The 18,421-nt window shown below is 48.4% G+C and carries 16 protein-coding genes; 5 read left to right on the forward strand and 11 right to left on the reverse strand.

Going from position 1 to position 18,421, the window contains the following annotated elements; genetic code table 11:
• Positions 1 to 736 precede the first annotated feature (736 nt).
• From ACLO87_RS16415 to cysG, 4 genes are all read right to left on the reverse strand, one after another.
• A complete protein-coding gene (locus tag ACLO87_RS16415; protein ID WP_135865060.1) occupies positions 737 to 1,462 on the reverse strand; it encodes a FadR/GntR family transcriptional regulator in 726 nt (241 codons plus the stop codon).
• A 12-nt stretch (positions 1,463 to 1,474) separates the two neighbouring features.
• Entirely contained in the window at positions 1,475 to 2,305 is an 831-nt protein-coding gene (locus ACLO87_RS16420) for a sulfite exporter TauE/SafE family protein (RefSeq protein ID WP_430224296.1), read from the reverse strand.
• Between the two features lie 148 nt (positions 2,306 to 2,453).
• Positions 2,454 to 3,290 carry a sulfite exporter TauE/SafE family protein gene (locus ACLO87_RS16425; protein WP_135865064.1) on the reverse strand — a complete coding sequence of 279 codons (837 nt, stop codon included), beginning with the start codon at positions 3,288 to 3,290 and terminating at the stop codon, positions 2,454 to 2,456.
• Positions 3,291 to 3,388: 98 nt separating this feature from the next.
• A complete protein-coding gene (cysG, locus tag ACLO87_RS16430; RefSeq protein WP_430224297.1) occupies positions 3,389 to 4,843 on the reverse strand; it encodes a siroheme synthase CysG in 1,455 nt (484 codons plus the stop codon).
• Between the two features lie 658 nt (positions 4,844 to 5,501).
• On the opposite strand from cysG, the gene ACLO87_RS16435 reads away from it, so the two are divergent.
• The 5 genes from ACLO87_RS16435 to ACLO87_RS16455 all read left to right on the forward strand — a co-directional run bounded on the left by ACLO87_RS16435 (position 5,502) and on the right by ACLO87_RS16455 (position 11,508).
• Positions 5,502 to 6,974, forward strand: a complete 1,473-nt coding sequence (locus tag ACLO87_RS16435; RefSeq protein WP_430224298.1) for a TolC family outer membrane protein — start codon at positions 5,502 to 5,504, stop codon at positions 6,972 to 6,974.
• A gap of 88 nt (positions 6,975 to 7,062) precedes the next feature.
• Entirely contained in the window at positions 7,063 to 7,287 is a 225-nt protein-coding gene (locus tag ACLO87_RS16440; protein ID WP_135866855.1) for a hypothetical protein, read from the forward strand.
• A gap of 28 nt (positions 7,288 to 7,315) precedes the next feature.
• On the forward strand, positions 7,316 to 9,454 hold the full coding sequence (locus ACLO87_RS16445; RefSeq protein WP_430224308.1) for a type I secretion system permease/ATPase: 2,139 nt from the start codon (positions 7,316 to 7,318) through the stop codon (positions 9,452 to 9,454).
• Positions 9,455 to 9,512: 58 nt separating this feature from the next.
• On the forward strand, positions 9,513 to 10,799 hold the full coding sequence (locus ACLO87_RS16450; RefSeq protein WP_430224309.1) for an HlyD family type I secretion periplasmic adaptor subunit: 1,287 nt from the start codon (positions 9,513 to 9,515) through the stop codon (positions 10,797 to 10,799).
• An 88-nt stretch (positions 10,800 to 10,887) separates the two neighbouring features.
• Entirely contained in the window at positions 10,888 to 11,508 is a 621-nt protein-coding gene (locus tag ACLO87_RS16455; protein ID WP_135866245.1) for a helix-turn-helix transcriptional regulator, read from the forward strand.
• A gap of 57 nt (positions 11,509 to 11,565) precedes the next feature.
• Here the strand turns inward: ACLO87_RS16455 and ACLO87_RS16460 are convergent, their stop codons facing one another.
• The 7 genes from ACLO87_RS16460 to ACLO87_RS16490 form a co-directional block, all read right to left on the reverse strand.
• A complete protein-coding gene (locus ACLO87_RS16460; RefSeq protein ID WP_430224299.1) occupies positions 11,566 to 13,047 on the reverse strand; it encodes an aldehyde dehydrogenase in 1,482 nt (493 codons plus the stop codon).
• A gap of 22 nt (positions 13,048 to 13,069) precedes the next feature.
• Positions 13,070 to 13,942 carry a dihydrodipicolinate synthase family protein gene (locus ACLO87_RS16465; protein WP_430224300.1) on the reverse strand — a complete coding sequence of 291 codons (873 nt, stop codon included), beginning with the start codon at positions 13,940 to 13,942 and terminating at the stop codon, positions 13,070 to 13,072.
• 57 nt (positions 13,943 to 13,999) lie between these two features.
• Complete coding sequence (locus ACLO87_RS16470; protein WP_430224301.1) at positions 14,000 to 14,968, reverse strand: TRAP transporter substrate-binding protein; 969 nt, start codon at positions 14,966 to 14,968, stop codon at positions 14,000 to 14,002.
• Positions 14,969 to 14,998: 30 nt separating this feature from the next.
• A complete protein-coding gene (locus ACLO87_RS16475) occupies positions 14,999 to 16,267 on the reverse strand; it encodes a TRAP transporter large permease (protein ID WP_430224302.1) in 1,269 nt (422 codons plus the stop codon).
• Positions 16,268 to 16,294: 27 nt separating this feature from the next.
• Positions 16,295 to 16,726 carry a TRAP transporter small permease gene (locus ACLO87_RS16480; RefSeq protein ID WP_430224303.1) on the reverse strand — a complete coding sequence of 144 codons (432 nt, stop codon included), beginning with the start codon at positions 16,724 to 16,726 and terminating at the stop codon, positions 16,295 to 16,297.
• A 231-nt stretch (positions 16,727 to 16,957) separates the two neighbouring features.
• Entirely contained in the window at positions 16,958 to 17,638 is a 681-nt protein-coding gene (locus ACLO87_RS16485) for a GntR family transcriptional regulator (protein ID WP_430224304.1), read from the reverse strand.
• A 101-nt stretch (positions 17,639 to 17,739) separates the two neighbouring features.
• A complete protein-coding gene (locus tag ACLO87_RS16490; protein WP_430224305.1) occupies positions 17,740 to 18,255 on the reverse strand; it encodes a 2-thiouracil desulfurase family protein in 516 nt (171 codons plus the stop codon).
• Positions 18,256 to 18,421 lie beyond the last annotated feature (166 nt).

Below are 18,421 nucleotides of genomic sequence, written 5' to 3' on the forward strand. Positions count from 1 at the left end.
CAGGACCGTGAAACGCCTTCGCGCCGATGATAGTGCATATTCGTGTGTGAAAGTAGGTCATCGTCAGGCTCTTACACCAAAAGCCCCGCATCCAACCGATGCGGGGCTTTTTTACGTCTGGACAAAACGCAACCCCTCTCCTGAACACCAATTACAGGCTGTTCAATGTGGGTACTTTAGAGCTATTCTGCAGCTCGGATATCGGCAAAAACACAAGAAAAGGCGTGAGATTCGCTCCATACGGGAAGAAAAACAGCCATATCGAACACGAACTCCTCTCTATTTTCCCCTTAAGGTAGACGTTTTATCGTTATGTATTGCTCAAGTAAGCGGCTTACACGGCCTGTTTTTCTTCGCTTTTACTAAGGATAGAATCAGTGAGCTCTACTATTTATCGTGTAATGCCTGCTTCCTACCACTGAGAAGCGGGCTCCTATTCCCCCTGCCTGCGTGCCTTCAGCTTAGAAGGCACTGTGTAGCGGCAGCTTCTATTTAACGTAGGTTACCTCTCTGTAGATCCACCTATTCATTTTTCTTTGAATGCAGCTAGCAGAGACAAGATATGAAGAATGCTTGGGTTATCTGGCTGATAGGTTCATTTATATGCAGAGTTGTGGCTATCGTCATTGCACTGCTCCTTGAGTATGTTCATATCAGACACATAATCCAAAAACAAAATGCCTGATGAATATCGATCAGGCGTTTCTAGTAGTGTTATCTCTAGATATCGATCTAGTTACTCTTCCTCTGAGCGAATAATAGGTGCTGTAGCTTCTAGCTGTTCTTGCAGTGTACGACGCACTAAGCTTAAATGCTCACGCATAGCTTGTGCTGCTTCTTCAGGGGATCGTTCACGTACGGCATTTAAAATACGTGAATGTTGCTCTGTATAACGAGCACGTATTTCAGGAGTGAGCACATGGCGACGTAAGCGACCCCATTCGGTTTGTGCTCGTGCTTGTGTCAGTACATCGTAGAAATGCACCAGTAGCTTATTGTGAGTGGCTAAGCCTAAGGCTTTATGCAGTGCACTATCCCACTGCTCCCATTCTGCATGTGAGCGTACTTGTTTGGTTTGCTCAAAGCAGTGTGCAAGGGTGTCTAAGTCATGTGAGCTCGCATGTACAGCAGCAGCTGCAGCAATAGCTGGCTCTAACACAAAACGTGCATCCATCAGTTCGATAGGGCTGGTGTGTTGCGTTAGGCTTTCTAGCGAGTGCAAAGGCATGCGCGGTGCTAAGACCACAGTACCGCGCCCTGGCACGCGCTCCAAACGCCCCTCTTGTTCCAAAATGTCCAATGCCTGGCGTAATACTCGACGGCTGGCTGTTAGGGCCGTGGCCAACTCGCGCTCAGGCGGTAGCTTACTGCCTGGCTGGTAGCTTGCGCTTTCCAACATTTGACGTAAAGACTGCAGAACATGTGCGGAACGACCCGTAAGTAGAGGGGAAGTAGATGTCATGGATGTAAGCGATTAATGGCGGAATGCAGTGTATAGCATATTGCTAGCATTAAAGATCAGGAAAAGCGCAAACGCTATACGAAGGTAGCGAGGATTAATGCTGTGCGCAATACGGGCTCCGATGGGAGCCATAAAACCAGTAATGGGTATTAAGAGTAAAAAAGCCAAAACGTTGACATAGCCTACACTGAAAGGAGGCCGTCCGGGAGATCCTATTCCTGCAATAAATGCACCAATAGTTCCCGGGATTGCAATAATCAAACCAATGGCGGCCGCTGTGCCCACTGCGCGGCGCATGGGGTAGCGGTAAAGTGTCAGGAGAGGCACACTGAGTGTGCCGCCACCAATACCCATAATGGATGATAGCCCTCCTACGAGTACACCATAGACAACACGTAAGAAACCGGTGGGCAATTGACCTGTATCCGTATCTTGACGGTTGGGGCCAAACAACATGTACAGTGCTACGAGCAAGGTCATGACAGCAAAGATCAATGTCAGATAGGAGGACTTAAGCATGCTGAATAACATCATGCCTATGATGGCCCCTATTAACAGGGCTGGCCCCCAACTACGTAGTAAGGGTACATCAATTGCGCCTTTGGCATAGTGCGCTCGGGATGAGGATAATGCTGTGGCCACTACAGTGGATAGCGACGTACCTACTGCCATATGCATACGCACGTTGTCATCTAATCCCATTAGCGTGAACAGATAAAACAGCACTGGCACTAAGACGATGCCACCGCCTACACCTAATAAACCAGCAATCAAACCGGCCGCTACACCTGCACCGGCAATTGCCAGAGCAAAGTACAGCATGGTTTCTACTGAGAACTCCATGACCAATACACCTTATTAAGAGACCAAATGGTAATTATTTATCTGATTGGTATCTATTGGTGGCTATCTTTGTGACTAAGCAGGGTTTATTGGTATAAACACTAACTAAAAAAGAGACCAACTATGTAGTTGGTCTCTTTTTGTGTGATCAGGATGCGACAGCGGTGTAGAGCATATTGCAAGCGTTGAAGAGCAAGAATGCTGCGAAGGCATAACGCAGATACCGAGGGTTTACGCTGTGGGCTAATCTGGCGCCGTAAGGAGCTACAAATGCGGTGATAGGAATCAAAATAGCGAAGGCGACAATATTGACATAGCCCACGCTAAAAGGAGGTAGGTTTTCCTGTCCTAAACCAGCTAATACGGCACCAATGGCACCTGGCAAAGAAATCAGTAAACCGACGGCCGCTGATGTACCCACAGCTTTACGCATAGGGTATTTGAAGTAGCTGAGTAGTGGCACTGTTAGGCTGCCACCGCCTATCCCCATGATGGTGGATAACCCGGCAACTAAAAGACCCGTAATCCAACGTATAGGGCCTTGGGGCATATTGCCGATTGAGTCATCGGGGTTTTTACGTGATGAACCAAACAGCATGTACATAGCAATGGAAAAGGTCATTACCGAGAAAATGATGCCCAACTCTGCGGATTTAATGGAGCTAAATAAGCTCATGGCGATCAATGCGCCTATCACTAACCAAGGAGCCCAGTGTTTTAGCAGCTCGGTATCTACGCCACCTTTTTTGTAGTGTGCGCGAGATGAGGAGACTGCTGTAGCAATAATGGTAGCCAGCGAGGTACCGATGGCAACATGTAGGGCTACAGATGGGTCAACGCCCATTTGGTGAAATAGGTAGAACAGCACAGGTACTAATACTAGTCCCCCGCCTACCCCTAATAGTCCAGCAATCAGACCGGCCACCACACCTGCTACGGCAACAGCCGCAACAAATATCACATAGAACTGCGTCGAGTATTCCATGACAAAAGGGTCACTTTCCATTAACTAAACTAGCAGAGTAGCAAAAGGTCTTTTGCCTGTCGTGGAACATGTGGCTTTTTACTCTGGGTCGTTGTAGTTTAGCTAAGCAGTTCTAGTGTTTGATTGAGAGGTGCGGTGTCTGTAGTGTCTTCTAGCATGTTGATCTGCTCGCCATACCAATGCAGGGTAGGGGCTAGAGAACATACAGAACCAATAATTAATAGCGAAGGCGATGTAAAGTGATGTTGCCCGGCATAATGTGCCAACGAGTCAATGCGGCTCAGTAACGTGCGTTGTTCCGGGCGTGAGCCGTTTTCAATTAGAGCACAAGGCGTATCAGCCGCACGTCCAGCGGCTTGCAAACGCGTGATGAAGTGCAGAATTTGCTGTAAACCCATGTACACCACAACGGTTTGTGTGGGGTCACTGAGCGTATGCCAGTTTTCTATTGGTGAGTCATCTTTACGGTGAGCGGTGATGAGCTGTACAGATTGTGCGTAATCTCTATGTGTAAGAGGTATGCCACTGTAGGCAGCGCATGCTAATGCGGCCGTAATTCCAGGGATAACTTTATAGGGAATCTGATGGGCACGCAGAAACTCTAGCTCTTCACCTCCACGTCCGAAGATAAAGGCATCTCCTCCCTTTAAGCGCACTACCGTGTGGCCTTGTTGGGCATGGTCCAACATGAGTTGATGGATGCGGTGTTGAGTGGCATGGTGATCTTCACCGACTTGCTTACCTACCGATAGTTGTAAGGCATCGCGTCGAGCTAGTTCCAAAATAGCAGGGTCTACTAAGCGGTCATAGAGAATAACATCGGCTTGGTTCAGTGCACGTAGCGCATGCTGGGTGAGTAAACCAGGATCTCCGGATCCTGCGCCTACCAATAAAACTTCACCTGTTTTAGTGGATGGGGGTGAAACTAAAGCACTCTCTAGCAATGTAGCTGCCAATGTGGCTTGCTGTGCTTGTATGGCATTGGCAACGGGGCCATCCATTACCCAATCATAAAAGCTACGTCGTGCTTTTAGCTGGGGGAATGCCTGTTTGATGGCTTGTCTATAACGCTGTAGTAGCTGAGTTAAGGTACCTATAGAGTGGTCTAAACTGCTTTCAATGCGTGCGCGTATGCGTCGGGCCACCATTGGCGCAGCGCCGGCAGAAGAAATAGCGACTGTGATAGGGGCGCGGTCCACAATAGCTGGTACTTGGCATGAAGAAAGTTCAGCATCATCAACAACGTTAGCGAAAATACGGCGTTGTTCTGCCTCATGCGAGACTAGCGTATTAAGCGCAGTATCGTCGGATGCGGCAATCACTAACCAGATGTTATCTAAGTCGTGGGATGCATAAGGGCGTGCATGCCACTGTATCTTGTTTTGTTCTGCCCATTGCTGCAGCGATGTATTTAGCTCTGGGGCAACAACAGTAATAACCGCCTGACTTTTTGCGAGCAGTTGCACTTTGCGCCATGCCACTTCGCCGCCACCTACAACAACGACAGCGCGCCCAGCGAGGTTAGTGAAGAGGGGGAAAAGGAAGGTGCTCATAAGTTTCAGTGTCAAAAAGTGCGGCAGTGATGCTATTGATTCTAGGTATGACATGCTGCGCGCAGAACGACGTAAAACTTATTTAGTTATCCTTCTATATCTATATAACCAAGGTAGGTAGCAAAAAGAGTTTATTAAGCACTGTTGTATTATGTCGCAATATGTTGCATCTTAGGTATATACCCTAACCTTTTGATTTAAAATCAATTGTTAAAAAAGTTAGTGAAATGTTGAAGATTATTAACATTTATTATTCCTAAACTTTTGTCAGCACTGGATACAATGCCAAATAGTTTGTAAACGCGTTTCTAGCGGTTCAATTTACTTACAAACTGTAAGACGCAAGGTCATGCTCCAAGAATACAGGTCAGAAGCCTGTAGCTCCGCCTTGCCAACGTTCTCAATGCAATGGCGTTACGTACATTCGCTAATTTGTTTTGGACGCTTTCGTTGACAGCGCAGTCTGTGCTGAGTCAACCAAGCACCAGCTTTACACGGAATAGCTAACCCCACTCTAAACAGAGTGTGACTACCGATGGGGTTTGTTCCGGTAGCCCGCCTCTGTTTGGTTCGTTGCGTAGACGCAATGTGTAGTACACAGCAATGAACAGCACTAACTGTTCATGTAAAAACCTAAAAACATGCAGGAGCTGCGAAGATGCAAGTAAAAAACCTAACCATTATGGCCATGGCTGTCGCTATGGTATTTTCTGGCGCAAGTTTTGCGCAAACAGCCTTGTCTTTGCAAGACAGCGTAGAGAAAGCTGTTACCTCTAACCCAGAGTTGGGTGCACGATTCCAAGACTTCCAATCTAGCCTAGAAGGCCAAAACGTGGCCCAAGGTGGCTTGCTGCCTGAAGTGAATGCAGAAGGTTGGATTGGTAAAGAGTGGCGTGGCAGTACTTCACTGAGCAAATCGCACGACTGGACTCGCAAGGGCTACACACTGCAACTGCGTCAGTTGATTTTTGATGGCAACTCCACGCTGAATACCGTGCGTCAGTTGGGCCTGGAAAAAGTCTCCACATACTACGATCTGGTTTCCACCATTGATAGCGTAGCGATGGAAGCGGCTGCTGCCCACATTGACGTTCAGCGTTACCGCGAAATGGAATTGCTGGCACGCGAAAACTACCAAATGCACTTGAACACATTGGGCCAAGTACGTGAGCGTAGCGAATCTGGCGTTGGCCGTGGTGTGGATTTGGAACAAGCCATGGGTCGTCAAGCGTTGGCACAAAGTAACCTGATGACAGAATCCGGTAACTTGAATGATGTGCTGCAACGTTACCGTCGTATCGTTGGTCAGCCTGCACCAGCTGTATTGGTAGATGCACCTACATTTGATGAGAAACTGCCAAGCAACCCAGAGAATTTTGATAACTCTTTGCTGGCTAACCCATCGATTCTGTCTAAACAAGCTTTGCTGCAAGCCGCAGACAAAGGTGTGGACGTTGCACGTGGCAACTTCTCACCTACGTTGGAATTCCGTGCATCCACAGGCCGTGACCGTAACGAGCGTCCTAACGAGCTAACAGGCCGTCACCACACAGCACAAGCATCAAACGTGCAGTTGGTGGCATCCTACAACCTGTACCGTGGCGGTGCTGACTCCGCACGTGTACGTCAGACCAAAGCACAATCGTATGCAGCACGCGATGTGCGTGATTACACATGCCGCAACGTACAGCAAGAGCTGTCCATTGCGTGGAACAACATTGTGCGTCTGCGTGAACAGATTCCTTTCTTGCGTGACCACGAATTAGCGACTTCCAAAGTGCGAGTAGCGTACATGCAGCAGTTCCAAATTGGTCAGCGTTCTTTGCTGGACTTGCTGGATACCGAGAACGAATTGTTCGATGCACGTCGTGCACTGCGTAACGCAGAATACGATCTGAAACTGGCTGAACTGCGCTGGTTGACCTTCTCTCACCAGTTGTTGCCAGCACTGGGTTTACAACAGCCTCATAACCAAGACGTACCTGAGGAAGCTGAAGACCTGATCTTCCCACAAGAAGCATTGCAAGTATGTATGGAGCCTGTGCCTGACACAGCTAACCTGCAGCCTGTAATGGTGGAGTACCGCAACAACATGGAACCTCCTGTTCTACGTCAAGTAAGTGCAAACTAAGCGTGATGTAATATGTAGTAATAAGTTGACGTTGCATGACACACCCGTGTCGTGCAGCGACCAACTTGGCATAGGGCGGTAAGCACACATGAAAGAGGATCGTTCATATAAACAAGAACTGTCGGCATCGGATGCTGACTTTATCCGTGTGCTGGAGGATTTGATCGACGTGCTGATTAGCAATGGCACGATTCGCATGACTGATTTACCTCCCGAAGCACTCAAAAAACTGCATGCCCGAAAACAGACGCGTCAGCGTCTGCGTAATACTTCGCTTGATTTGATTAATGACGACGACGATGGACTCCTCTGATCCGCATTTGAGCCAGAACGTTGAGGGTATGCCTGCGCCGCATACCACTCATGATGATCCGCTTCTGGCATGTCTGGTAGAAATCACCAGATTGCATGGCAACCCTTGTTCGGCGCAACATTTAAGTGCTGGATTACCACTGGTTGATCATCGTCTTACTCCGCATTTGCTGCCACGAGCAGCAGCCAGAGCGAACAGCTCTGTGCGGGTGGTACGTCGTCCATTGCAGAATTTTCCAACGGCGTTATTGCCTGTTATTTTGTTGCTGAAACAAAATAGAGCATGCGTGTTGTTGTCTCTAGATGGTGATGATGCTGTTGTGCATTATCCCGAATCGCCTGCGCCGGTCAAAATGTCGCTAGAGGCATTGCTAGAGGATTACTCTGGCTTGGCAGCAGTGGTACAACCGTTGTACCGAGTAGAAGCACGTGCCAAAGAAGGCATTGCTGAATTAAAAAATAAACATTGGTTTTGGGCCACCATTACTGAGAACTGGCGCTTGTATCGCGATGCGATTGGCGCGGCGTTACTGATTAATATTTTTGCACTGATGATCCCGCTCTACACCATGAACGTGTATGACCGGGTGGTGCCAAACAACGCGACTGAAACCCTGTGGGTGCTGACGCTGGGTATTGGCTTGGTGCTGTTGTTTAACTTCATTCTTACCACTGTACGGGCGTACGTGGTGGATGCGGCAAGTAAACGTGTGGATGTGCGGTTGTCGGCACTGATTATGGAGCGTGTGCTGGATTTGCGTATGGAAGCGCGTCCAGGTTCCGTAGGGTCGTTTGCGGCCAACTTGCGCTCTTTTGAGTCGGTGCGAGACTTCATTGCATCGGCCAGTTTGACCACGTTGGTAGATTTACCGTTCGTATTGTTGTTCCTTGCTGTGTTGGCATGGATATCCCCGTACATGTTGATTCCACCAATTGTGGCAATCATCATCGTTTTGGTGGTGTCGTACTTTGCGCAGCGCCATATGGAAACGCTGACCAAACAAACTTTCCAAGCGGCGGCACAACGTAATGCTGGCTTGGTAGAGTCGTTATCTGGTCTGGAGACTCTGAAAGTATTGAACGCACAAAGTCATGCCCAGCGTAACTGGGAGCGTTCCACAGAGTTCTTAGCCTCTATAGGCGGCAAGATTAAATTGACCTCCTCAAGCACGGTAGGTTTTGTACAGACTATGCAGCAGATGGTCACCATCAGTGTGGTGGTAATCGGTGCGTACTTGGTACAAGATGCCGCGCTGTCTATGGGGGGGATTATTGCGTCGTCCATGATCGCTGGCCGTTGTTTGGCTCCATTGGGGCAAGTGGCCGGTTTGATGATGCAATACCAGAATGCTCGTACATCGTTGGACTCCATTGATGGCTACATGAAAATGCCTGTGGAGCATCCTATAGAACGTAACTTTGTGCCACGTCCACAATTGGATGGGGCGGTAGAGTTCAGGGATGTGAGCTTTGTTTACCCTAGCACCGATCAGAAAGTGCTAAGCCAGATCAGCTTGTCTATTAAGCCAGGCGAGAAAGTAGGCATCATTGGTCGTATAGGCTCAGGTAAGACTACGTTGTCTAAACTGATCTTGGGGTTGTACCAGCCTACAGAAGGTACTGTGCTGGTGGATGGCATTGATATTCGCCAGATTGACCCTGCCGATTTGCGCCGTTCAATGGGCTTTGTGTCGCAAGATCCTGTGCTGTTTTACGGCACCTTGAAACACAACCTCACGATGGGGGCGCCATATGCCTCCGATGAGGAAATGTTGGCGGCAGCACGTATTTCTGGTGTGGACCAGTTTGCATCCAGACACCCTGATGGTTACGACATGATCATCAGCGAGCGTGGTGAGTCCTTGTCGGGTGGTCAGCGTCAGTCTATCGCTGTGGCGCGTGCTGTATTGAATCGCCCATCAGTATTGCTGCTGGATGAGCCTAGCAGCCATATGGATAACCAAAGCGAAATGGCGTTGCGCTCGCGTCTAAAAGATATTTGTGTGGATAAAACGGTGATTCTGGTTACCCACCGCACAGCATTGTTGGATTTGGTAGATCGCTTGATTGTGATGGATAACGGACGCATTGTGGCGGATGGTCCAAAAGAGCAAGTCGTTACTGCGTTGAAAGAAGGTCGTATTGGTGGTGCCCGGAGGGCTGCATAAGATGCGTAAGTGGTTTAAGAAGCTAGGCCAAGACCAACTAACGCCACCATCGCGCAACATGGCGGATAACGCCAAGTGGGCGCTGGAGCATCAGGATGTGAAAGGATCACGTTTGTTGGTCTGGATATCCTTGTTCGTTATCGTCGTGCTGGTTGTTTGGGCCTCGTTTGCGTGGATTGATGAAGTGGTACGTGGCGAAGGCAAAGTGGTGCCGTCTCGTCAGGTACAGGTGATCCAAAGTCTGGATGGCGGGGTGGTGGAAGAAATTCTGGTGCGCCCAGGTCAGATGGTGGAAGAGGGAGAGGTCATGCTGCGCATAGACCCTACGCGTTATTCCTCTTCATTGGGTGAAAACCAAGCGGAAAGTTTGGCATTGATGGCGAAGGCCGCGCGTTTAGAAGCGATTGCGACGGGTGAGCCATTGAAGATGCCTGAAGAGGTATTAGAGAAAGCTCCGAACATTGCAGAAACAGAACGCAATGTATGGATGTCGCGTACAGAAGAGCTGCGCACCAACTTGCAAGTGGCTAACGATCAGTTGCGTCAACGTCGTGAAGAACTGCGTGAGACACAAGCGAACAGGGATCAAGCAGCATCTAGTTGTGGACTGACATCGCGTGAGCTACAGATGACACGCCCCTTGTTGCAAAGCGGTGCGGTATCTGAAGTGGACTTGCTACGTTTGCAGCGTGATGTGGCGCGTTATTGTGGTGAACAAAAAGCAGCAGCAGCACAGATTCACAGGATCGAAGCCTCTATTGAAGAAGCGCAAAGCCGGTTGAGCGAAGTGGAAATTACTTTCCGCAACCAAGCTCGTACCGAGTTGGCCGATACACGTGCCAAGTTGTCTTCGCTGGAGCAAGGTCAGTTGGCGCTGGTAGACCGTGTGCGTTTGGCTGAAGTGCGTTCCCCAGTACGTGGCACGATCAAGAGTTTGTACGCCAACACCGTAGGTGGTGTGGTGCAGCCAGGTAAAGACATTATTGAGATTGTGCCATCCGACGATACGTTGCTGTTAGAGGTACGCATTAATCCTAAAGATATTGGTTTCTTGCATGCCGGACAGAAAGCAGAAGTGAAGTTCACGGCGTATGACTTTGCCGTGTATGGCGGTTTGTCTGGTGAGTTAGAGCAAACCAGTGCTGACACCATAGTCGATGAAAAGGGCAACGCTTTCTATATTGCCAAAGTCCGTACCGATCAGGCTTATGTGGGTGAAGACAAACGCCCCATATTGCCAGGGATGGTGGCCGAGGTACACATCCTGACAGGTAAACGTACGGTTATGCAGTATCTGTTGAAGCCTATTTTGCGAGCACGATCCAACGCGTTTACTGAACGCTAAGGTAGTGCCAAGAGCCTGTTCTATATAAAACAGGCATTAGCGGCGGTTATCAAGAACCGTCACGATCTTTGAACGAGGGAATTGCCGCATGCAGCAAGTAGTTTCTGTTTTAATGCTCAGCAACGATGATTATCTTTGGCAGCATTGGCGTGCTTTACCAGCATCTCACTGGATGTTGGCTAGAGGTCATAACCTTGAAGATTTGCAGCGTTGGAAACAGTCTGGCCGTCAGTTAGTGGTGATCGATCATGCCTTGAAACTGTGGCAAGACAGTCAGTGGGCCGATGTAAGTGCGGGTATGCAGTGTGTGGTGGCGAGCACGTCGCCTAATGATGTGGAAGGTCAACAGGTGTTGGCCGCTGGTGCGCGTGGTTACATTCATGCGTACGCACCTATCCCTACGTTGGAACGCGTGTTGGAACACGTACAAGCCGGTGAAGTGTGGGTAGGCCAAAGTTTGTTAAGCCGACTGCTGAGTACTATTGGTCATCAATTGCCAGAAAACACTAACCCTGTTTGGCATATTGGCTTGACGGCACGAGAAATTGATGTGGCACAGCGTGCTGCATTGGGTCACTCCAATCAGTTGATTGCTGATGATCTAGGCATTAGCGAGCGCACGGTTCGTGCACACTTATCCGCTGTTTTTGAGAAGCTTCATGTAACAGATCGTTTAATGTTGAGTCTGAAAGTACACGGTATTCGCTAAGCATATTTGCTGAGCAAAAAAGGCTACCCTTGGGGTAGCCTTTTTTATGGCCATGAGTTAATTATTTACAAACCAAATCACTTTGGTTTGAGTGTATTGATCAAAGGCCTCCATTCCTTTGTCACGCCCGCCAAAGCCTGAGTGCTTGTAGCCACCAAATGGTGCGGTGATGTCGCCCTCAGAGAAACCATTAATAGAAACGGTTCCTGCTTTAATGCGTCGTGCTACACGTTGAGCACGGTGCAAGCACGAGGTGTATAAGGAGGAGGCCAGACCGTATTGGCTTTGGTTTGCCAGTTGAATGGCTTCTTCCTCAGTGTTGAAGGTAGTGATGGCCATGATGGGACCAAACACTTCTTCTTGGAATAGCCGCATTTCGGGTGTTACACCATCAAAGATAGTGGGTTCTATATACCAACCACTGCCTAGTTCAGAATGCACTTTACCTCCATGCACGACTGTAGCGCCGGCAGCTAAGGTATCGTCTAAAAATTGACGAACTTTCAGGAAGTGGGCTTCTTCTACCATAGGACCAATCATAGTGTCAGTATCGGTAGGTAGGCCTGTTTTCCAGTGTTTCAGGCCTTCTTTCAGTCCAGCGAGAACGGCTGTTTTTACCGATTCTTGTACCAGTAATCGTCCCCCACAACTGCAGTTTTCGCCCATGTTCCAGTAGGCGGCAGCCAGTACGTGTGGAATGAGTTTTTCAATATTGGCATCCTCAAAAATGATTTGAGGACTTTTACCGCCGCATTCCAGCACAATTTCCTTAAGATTGCTTTCGGCTGAGTACTTTAAGAATAAACGCCCAACCTCGGTGGAGCCAGTGAAAGAAACCATATCTACATCTGGGTGGCGACCTAAAGGTTCACCAGTGGCTTCACCTGTGCCTGTGACTAATGTTAGGGCACCTGCAGGAACACCTGCCTGGTGGGCTAGTTGGGTGAGTAGATAAGCGCTTAGTGACGTGAGCTCAGCGGGCTTCACAATGACTGAGTTACCTGCAGCCAGAGCGGGGGCGACTTTCCATGCGTACATTTGAGCAGGGAAGTTCCATGGCAGTACTGCACCCACCACACCGATGGCCTCTTTGGTGATTAAACCTAGCGCATCTGAGCCGGTAGGTGAAATGCGTCCAAAACACTTATCCACAGCCTCGGCGTACCATTGAAACGTTTCGATAGTGGCAGGGATGTCAGTGTTTAGGCATTCGGTAATGGGTTTGCCGGCATCCACACAATCTAACGCAGCAAGTTCGTCGGCGTGTTTCGCCATTAGGTCCACCCATACCAACAGAATGCGCTTGCGTTCAGCTGGGGGGAGGCCAGACCACTCACCTGATTCAAAGCAATTACGTGCAGCAATAACAGCTGCATTAACATCGCGATCTGAACCAGCCACCAATTGACCTATGGTTTGGTTATCAATGGGGCTGATGATAGGCATGCAAGTCTCAGCAGCTTGAAAGCCTGGAATTAAAGGGCCTGCCCATAAGGTAGCGTTACGGGCATTGGCGAACACCGTTTCTATAGCGGACATAACAATTCCTGAGTAAATCTAATCAACGTAGCGTTTGTATGACGCGCTCTAATTCCTGCATTTCTTCAGCCGATAGGGGTTGAACAGGGTGGCGGCATGGACCTACAGGGTTGACCAGTAAATTGGTGGCTGCTTTAACTGCAGGGTTGTAAGCATGGTTCCAGAAGAAGAGGTTGGCGGGTAATAGGCGCTCCCAAAGGGTTGCGGCTTCATCCAGTTTGCCGGCACGTACTAAATCGTACAGTTGAACTGCTTGGCGAGGCATAGCGTTTACGGCACCCCAGAAGCAGCCTAACGCGCCAGCGACCAACGCAGGGAAAGCGAAGGGGTCTGCACCGTTAAACACGGGTAGCCCTGCCACAATCAACTCTTGTAAACGAACGAAATTGCCACTGGTGTCTTTGATGTACTTTACGTTTTCCAATTGTTGTAAACGTTTAAAGAAATCAGGGGTGATATCAAAGCCAGAGTGTACGGGAATGTTGTACGCCATGATGGGAGTATGGATGCTGTTTGATATGCGCTCGTAGTGTTGGAACACGCCGTCTGGGGTAGGGCCTTCGAAATACGGAGGTAGGATTAGTAAAGCGTCTGCGCCTACACCTTCTGCATGTAGGGCAGCTTCTACTGCGTCCTCGGTGCGTATCGCTGATGTTTGCACAATTAATTTGGTGCGACCATCAATGTGTTTAGCAGCAGTTTCGGCGATTAAGCGTTTTTCTGCAGTGCTCAAAAATGGGAACTCTCCAGTACCACCACATACAGCGATGATATGCACACCAGCATCGATTAAGGTATCGAGATGGCGTTTAAGAACGTTCAAATCAAGTTGTGTGCCATCGGCATTCATAGGGGTACATGCTGCAGCACAAATACCATGCAATTTTTCAGACATAAGAATCTCCTAGCCCAGTGAAAACTGGGCTTAAAAATGGGTGGAATGAAGGGAAAGTTAGTGGGTGGCGCGCGCGGCTTCTACGTTGGCAGCACCATCAGGAATATCGGCTAATAAAGAAGGGTAAAGTTTGACTACGGTTTCTTGGAACTCAGCTAGGTCAGGCGTGACAATCTCTACACCCATGGCTTGCATCTGGTCTAGGCTTTGTTGATAGGTGTCGGTATAGACTTGAATGCCATGTTTCACTGCTTCTTGAGCAGCTTCGCGCATAATGGCTTGATGCTCTGGCGATAGTTTTTCCATGCTGGATTTGCTCATGAGCAAAATAGCAGGCATGTAATGGGTTTTAGTCATGTTGTAGTACTTGCTGACTTCGGCAAATTTGTCCTGAACCATAGAATCAGGTGAGGCTTCGCCAGCATCGATAGTGCCGGTTTGTAGTGCCAGATACACTTCTGAATAGGCCATGGTGGTAGGTTGTGCACCGAGTGCTTCATAGGCGTGAACATAACCAGGAGACTGAATAACACGGATTTTCATTCCTTTCATGTCACCAACGTGTTCGACTTTCTTATTGCCGTAAATGTTGCGTTCCAGAGAGGAAATCCAGCCCAAGCCTTCTAAGCCATATTTATTTAAGTAGCCAAGCATCTTGGTACCAAACTCGCCTTGCATGGTGTTGTTTGCTGTTTCCAAGTCAGGGAATAAATAGGGTAGTGAGAAAACGCCAAACTCTTTGACTGTATTTTCTAATGGTGGCTCACCTGTGACGACTAAGGGCAATGCACCAGTGCGAGCTGATTGGATGAGTTTGACCTCCCCCCCTAATTGGCTGCTGGGAAATACGTTGATTTTTAGGCTGCCATTTGATTTTTCAGCAGCTACTTCTGCCAGTTTGGTAGCAACAGCGTGGTAGTGACTATCTGTGGCTAACACATGGCCTAAGTTCAGCTCCACGGTATCTGCAGCGTATAGAGAGTAGGGCAAGGTGGTTAAGAATAAAGCGCTTAATATTTTTTTCATGGTATGTCTCCTCGGGTTTAGAGATAAGCGTTAGAGTAAGGCCAGCGAGATCCACGGTAAGTAGCTGATGAGTAGTACATCGATAATCAGTACAGCTAAGAAAATGCCTAGGGGGCGGAAAAGTTTCTCCATCGGTAGATTGGCAATCTGACAAGCAATAAAAAGGTTTACTCCTACAGGCGGAGTGACCATACCTATGCAGATATTGACGATCATGATCATGCCGAAGTGAATGGGGTCAATACCAAACTGAGTAGCTATGGGTGCCAAGATAGGAACCAAGATAATGATGAGCGCTAAGGCCTCCATGAACATGCCGATAACCAATAACAAAATGTTGGACATAAGCAGGAATACGATGGGGCCGCCAGCAATGTCTGCGATGAAGCGTCCAAAATTTTGCGGGACTTGGTTGATGGTTAGCATGTAGGCGAATAGTGCCGCGCACCCAACAATCAGCATGATGACTCCGGTCATTACCGCAGAATCAATCAAGGTTTTGAGAATGTCTTTCCAACTCAGTTCTCTATAAATCAGGCCGCCTACGATCAGGCCGTATACCACTGCGACAACAGAGGCTTCAGTCGCTGTGAATGCGCCAGAGTAGATGCCACCTAAGATAATGATTGGCATGAGTAGTGCTAAACCGGAATTCTTAAGTGCGGTAAAAACGTGGTAGCACCAAGTGCGCAAAGGCATAGGCGTGACTTGGTCAAAATTGCGGATACGTGCTACCACAATGATGGTGAGTATCAGTGACAGGCCTACCAATAAGCCAGGCAAAATACCTGCTAGAAATAAGCTACCTATGGATACATTAGCGACCAAGCCGTAAACAATCATAGTGATAGATGGGGGAATGATGGCTCCTAACTCACCACCTACCGCTACGCATGCAGCTGCAAAGTTTTTGGGATATCCCTTCTTTTCCATCGCAGGGATCATGCTAGATCCTATGGCTGCTGTAGTTGCTGAGGATGACCCTGACATCGTGGCAAAGAACAGGCAGGTAAGAATGGATGAAGCACCTAAACCGCCTCGTAGCCAGCCTACTAGTGCATTTGCCAGATTGATTAGGCGCTTAGAAATCCCCCCTGTTTGCATCAGATTTCCAGCCAAAATATAGAAAGGGATTGCCATCAAGGTGAAAGAGTCCAAAGACTCAAAGATGGTCTGTGGAGCATTGAGTAAATCCATGCCGTAGTGCGCCATCGAAAATCCTGCAGCGATACTTAAGCAGGCAAAGACGGGGACGCCGAGTGCTAGGGAAATTATTAGAGGCACAAAGAGGGTCAACATGGTGGGATGCTCCAAAATTTTTAGTTGTTATTGATGGGGTATCGCGGCATGTGCGTCACGCCATTGCCAAAGAAAAACTGCTGTATTCAGTGCAGCCAACGCGCAGCCTATTGGCATAGCCAGGTACAACCAGAATTTGGAGATCATGAGCGCTGGGGAAATCTCATCGGCCCCGAAGTCAGCCCATCGCCAGCCATGCCATGTCATGGTGAGGAACGTCAGTATCAAAATACTGCCAGCTAGGTAGCGTAGTCGTAGGGCTGGGATGGCAGGCAGAGCTTCTATGAGGGCGGTGACTGCGATCAACATGCCGTGGCGTGCCGCAATGGCTCCTCCTAAGAAAATGACCCAAACCAATAAGTAACGGGCAGCTTCTTCCGTCCAAGGAAGGCTGAGTGAGGCACCGAAAAAAGGTAGGGCAAATCGTACAACTACTTGGGTAAAGATGAGAACGACCATGCTTAACAATGCAACGGCGAGGAAAAGACGCACGTATTTGTTAAGGGTATCGATGAAGTTTATGAGTAAATTAGCCATAGGATCCCGCATCAAGTATCCTGTATCCAAAATGAAATTTGATAATACGCTAGCAGCATGTCCTCTTTCAAATAGGTGAATTCCCTTAAGATCAGGCAATAAAAAACCCGATAGGTCGTTAGCCTATCGGGTGTGTACTGCTGGGAAATGGGTTCAGATGCGGTGTGAGGAGAAAATATCCATAAGCTGCTCTTTAGTACGTCTGATGTGAGTAGAAAGCAGTGCTAACGCCTCATCGGTTTTTTGTTGTCTACAGAGGTCTAGCAGCATTTGGTGTTCTACGGCGCCATTCATAATATCAGTGGTCATCACGATTTGTAGGCGCAAATAGCGATCTACCTGCATGCCTAATCTGTTGGCTAATGAGAGCGATACAGGGCGATTGGCTGGTTCATACAGACTCATATGAAACTGCGCATTTAGCATGCCCCAGTGCGCAATATCCTGTGTTTCGTATGCACGATCAAGTTCATGAAGAATACCCTGTGCTTTCTCAAGGGCTGCTTCAGTGATGTTGGGAATAGATCTAGACAATAAATCCAATTCTAGTATCAGGCGCAGGTCAAAAATCTCTTCGATTTCATGTTGCGACAGTTCAGAAACAATAGCGCCGCGATTATTTTCAATGACCACCAGCCCTTCAGAGTCCAGTTGTTTCAAGGCTTCTCTTACTGGCATGCGTGATACTCCATACTCTTGGGCCAATTGCTCCTGGCGCAGTAATGTATTGCCACCTAATTCGCCACTAAGAATACGATTTCGTAAGTCATCTACCAGCATGGATGCCAGATTTTGTCGTTTGAGTGTTTTGTCTTGACGAGGAGTATTGGCCACGTAAAGAGTCCTTATGAATGGGTACTAATAATATCCAGTTGACTGGATACAAAATTCAAAAGGCTATTTTAGCGTGTTCAAAAAATTATGCAGAAGCAGAGTTACGTTTGGTTAGAGGATGCTTTCGTTTCCAATTGCAGCAAGAGTGCCTGAGCCTCGTCTATTTGCTCTTCACTAAACACATGTAAGCCAGCTTCACGTAATAAGGTGGTGGTGACCCCTGCACCAGGAACTCGGTTGCCACTAAATGAGCCATCGTAGATTTGCGACGATCCACAGGAAGGGCTGCCTTCTTTCAAGATAGCAATTTGAATGTTGTATTGCTGAGCTAAACGCAGTGCTTCTTCTGCCCCAGTAACAAAAGCGGGGGTGACGTCGTCTCCTTGGTTATCTACCACATGTGCTTGTTGTAGCCATACGGCTTTGCCTCCAGCAGCACGAGAAATTTCTGCAGAAGGGCGCGGTACAGGTAAACCGCCTGCTAGTTCAGGGCACACGGCGATGACTTTTCCGTCGGTAATCCAGCGCTGTAAAACATCATGGTGAGAGCGTTTATGGGAAGCGTCATACCGCACGGGGCTTCCCAGCAAACAGGAGCTAACAAGAATAAAAGCCATAGCAAGACTGCAAAAAGATAAATGGTGTCCAGAACTCGACGGGTGAGCGCAAGGCATTGATGACAATGCAATGTCAATAAATGATAACTGAACTCGAACCTGTCGTTGACGACAATACCCAGCCGCTGCAGTGCTCCGTATATTGGGGTTATTACTATCACTGATT

The organism is Paenalcaligenes sp. Me52 (assembly GCF_050487965.1).
Classification (GTDB): domain Bacteria; phylum Pseudomonadota; class Gammaproteobacteria; order Burkholderiales; family Burkholderiaceae_B; genus Paenalcaligenes.

What these genes read in the sequence shown, in the direction of transcription:
- ACLO87_RS16490 (WP_430224305.1), bottom strand. Translation starts at nt 18,255, where the DNA reads ATGGCTTTTATTCTTGTTAGCTCCTGTTTGCTGGGAAGCCCCGTGCGG.
- ACLO87_RS16445 (WP_430224308.1), top strand. Translation starts at nt 7,316, where the DNA reads ATGCCTGCGCCGCATACCACTCATGATGATCCGCTTCTGGCATGTCTG.
- ACLO87_RS16435 (WP_430224298.1), top strand. Translation starts at nt 5,502, where the DNA reads ATGCAAGTAAAAAACCTAACCATTATGGCCATGGCTGTCGCTATGGTA.
- ACLO87_RS16470 (WP_430224301.1), bottom strand. Translation starts at nt 14,968, where the DNA reads ATGAAAAAAATATTAAGCGCTTTATTCTTAACCACCTTGCCCTACTCT.
- ACLO87_RS16420 (WP_430224296.1), bottom strand. Translation starts at nt 2,305, where the DNA reads ATGGAGTTCTCAGTAGAAACCATGCTGTACTTTGCTCTGGCAATTGCC.
- ACLO87_RS16440 (WP_135866855.1), top strand. Translation starts at nt 7,063, where the DNA reads ATGAAAGAGGATCGTTCATATAAACAAGAACTGTCGGCATCGGATGCT.
- ACLO87_RS16455 (WP_135866245.1), top strand. Translation starts at nt 10,888, where the DNA reads ATGCAGCAAGTAGTTTCTGTTTTAATGCTCAGCAACGATGATTATCTT.
- ACLO87_RS16425 (WP_135865064.1), bottom strand. Translation starts at nt 3,290, where the DNA reads ATGGAATACTCGACGCAGTTCTATGTGATATTTGTTGCGGCTGTTGCC.
- ACLO87_RS16415 (WP_135865060.1), bottom strand. Translation starts at nt 1,462, where the DNA reads ATGACATCTACTTCCCCTCTACTTACGGGTCGTTCCGCACATGTTCTG.
- ACLO87_RS16450 (WP_430224309.1), top strand. Translation starts at nt 9,513, where the DNA reads ATGGCGGATAACGCCAAGTGGGCGCTGGAGCATCAGGATGTGAAAGGA.
- ACLO87_RS16465 (WP_430224300.1), bottom strand. Translation starts at nt 13,942, where the DNA reads ATGTCTGAAAAATTGCATGGTATTTGTGCTGCAGCATGTACCCCTATG.
- cysG (WP_430224297.1), bottom strand. Translation starts at nt 4,843, where the DNA reads ATGAGCACCTTCCTTTTCCCCCTCTTCACTAACCTCGCTGGGCGCGCT.
- ACLO87_RS16460 (WP_430224299.1), bottom strand. Translation starts at nt 13,047, where the DNA reads ATGTCCGCTATAGAAACGGTGTTCGCCAATGCCCGTAACGCTACCTTA.
- ACLO87_RS16475 (WP_430224302.1), bottom strand. Translation starts at nt 16,267, where the DNA reads ATGTTGACCCTCTTTGTGCCTCTAATAATTTCCCTAGCACTCGGCGTC.
- ACLO87_RS16480 (WP_430224303.1), bottom strand. Translation starts at nt 16,726, where the DNA reads ATGGTCGTTCTCATCTTTACCCAAGTAGTTGTACGATTTGCCCTACCT.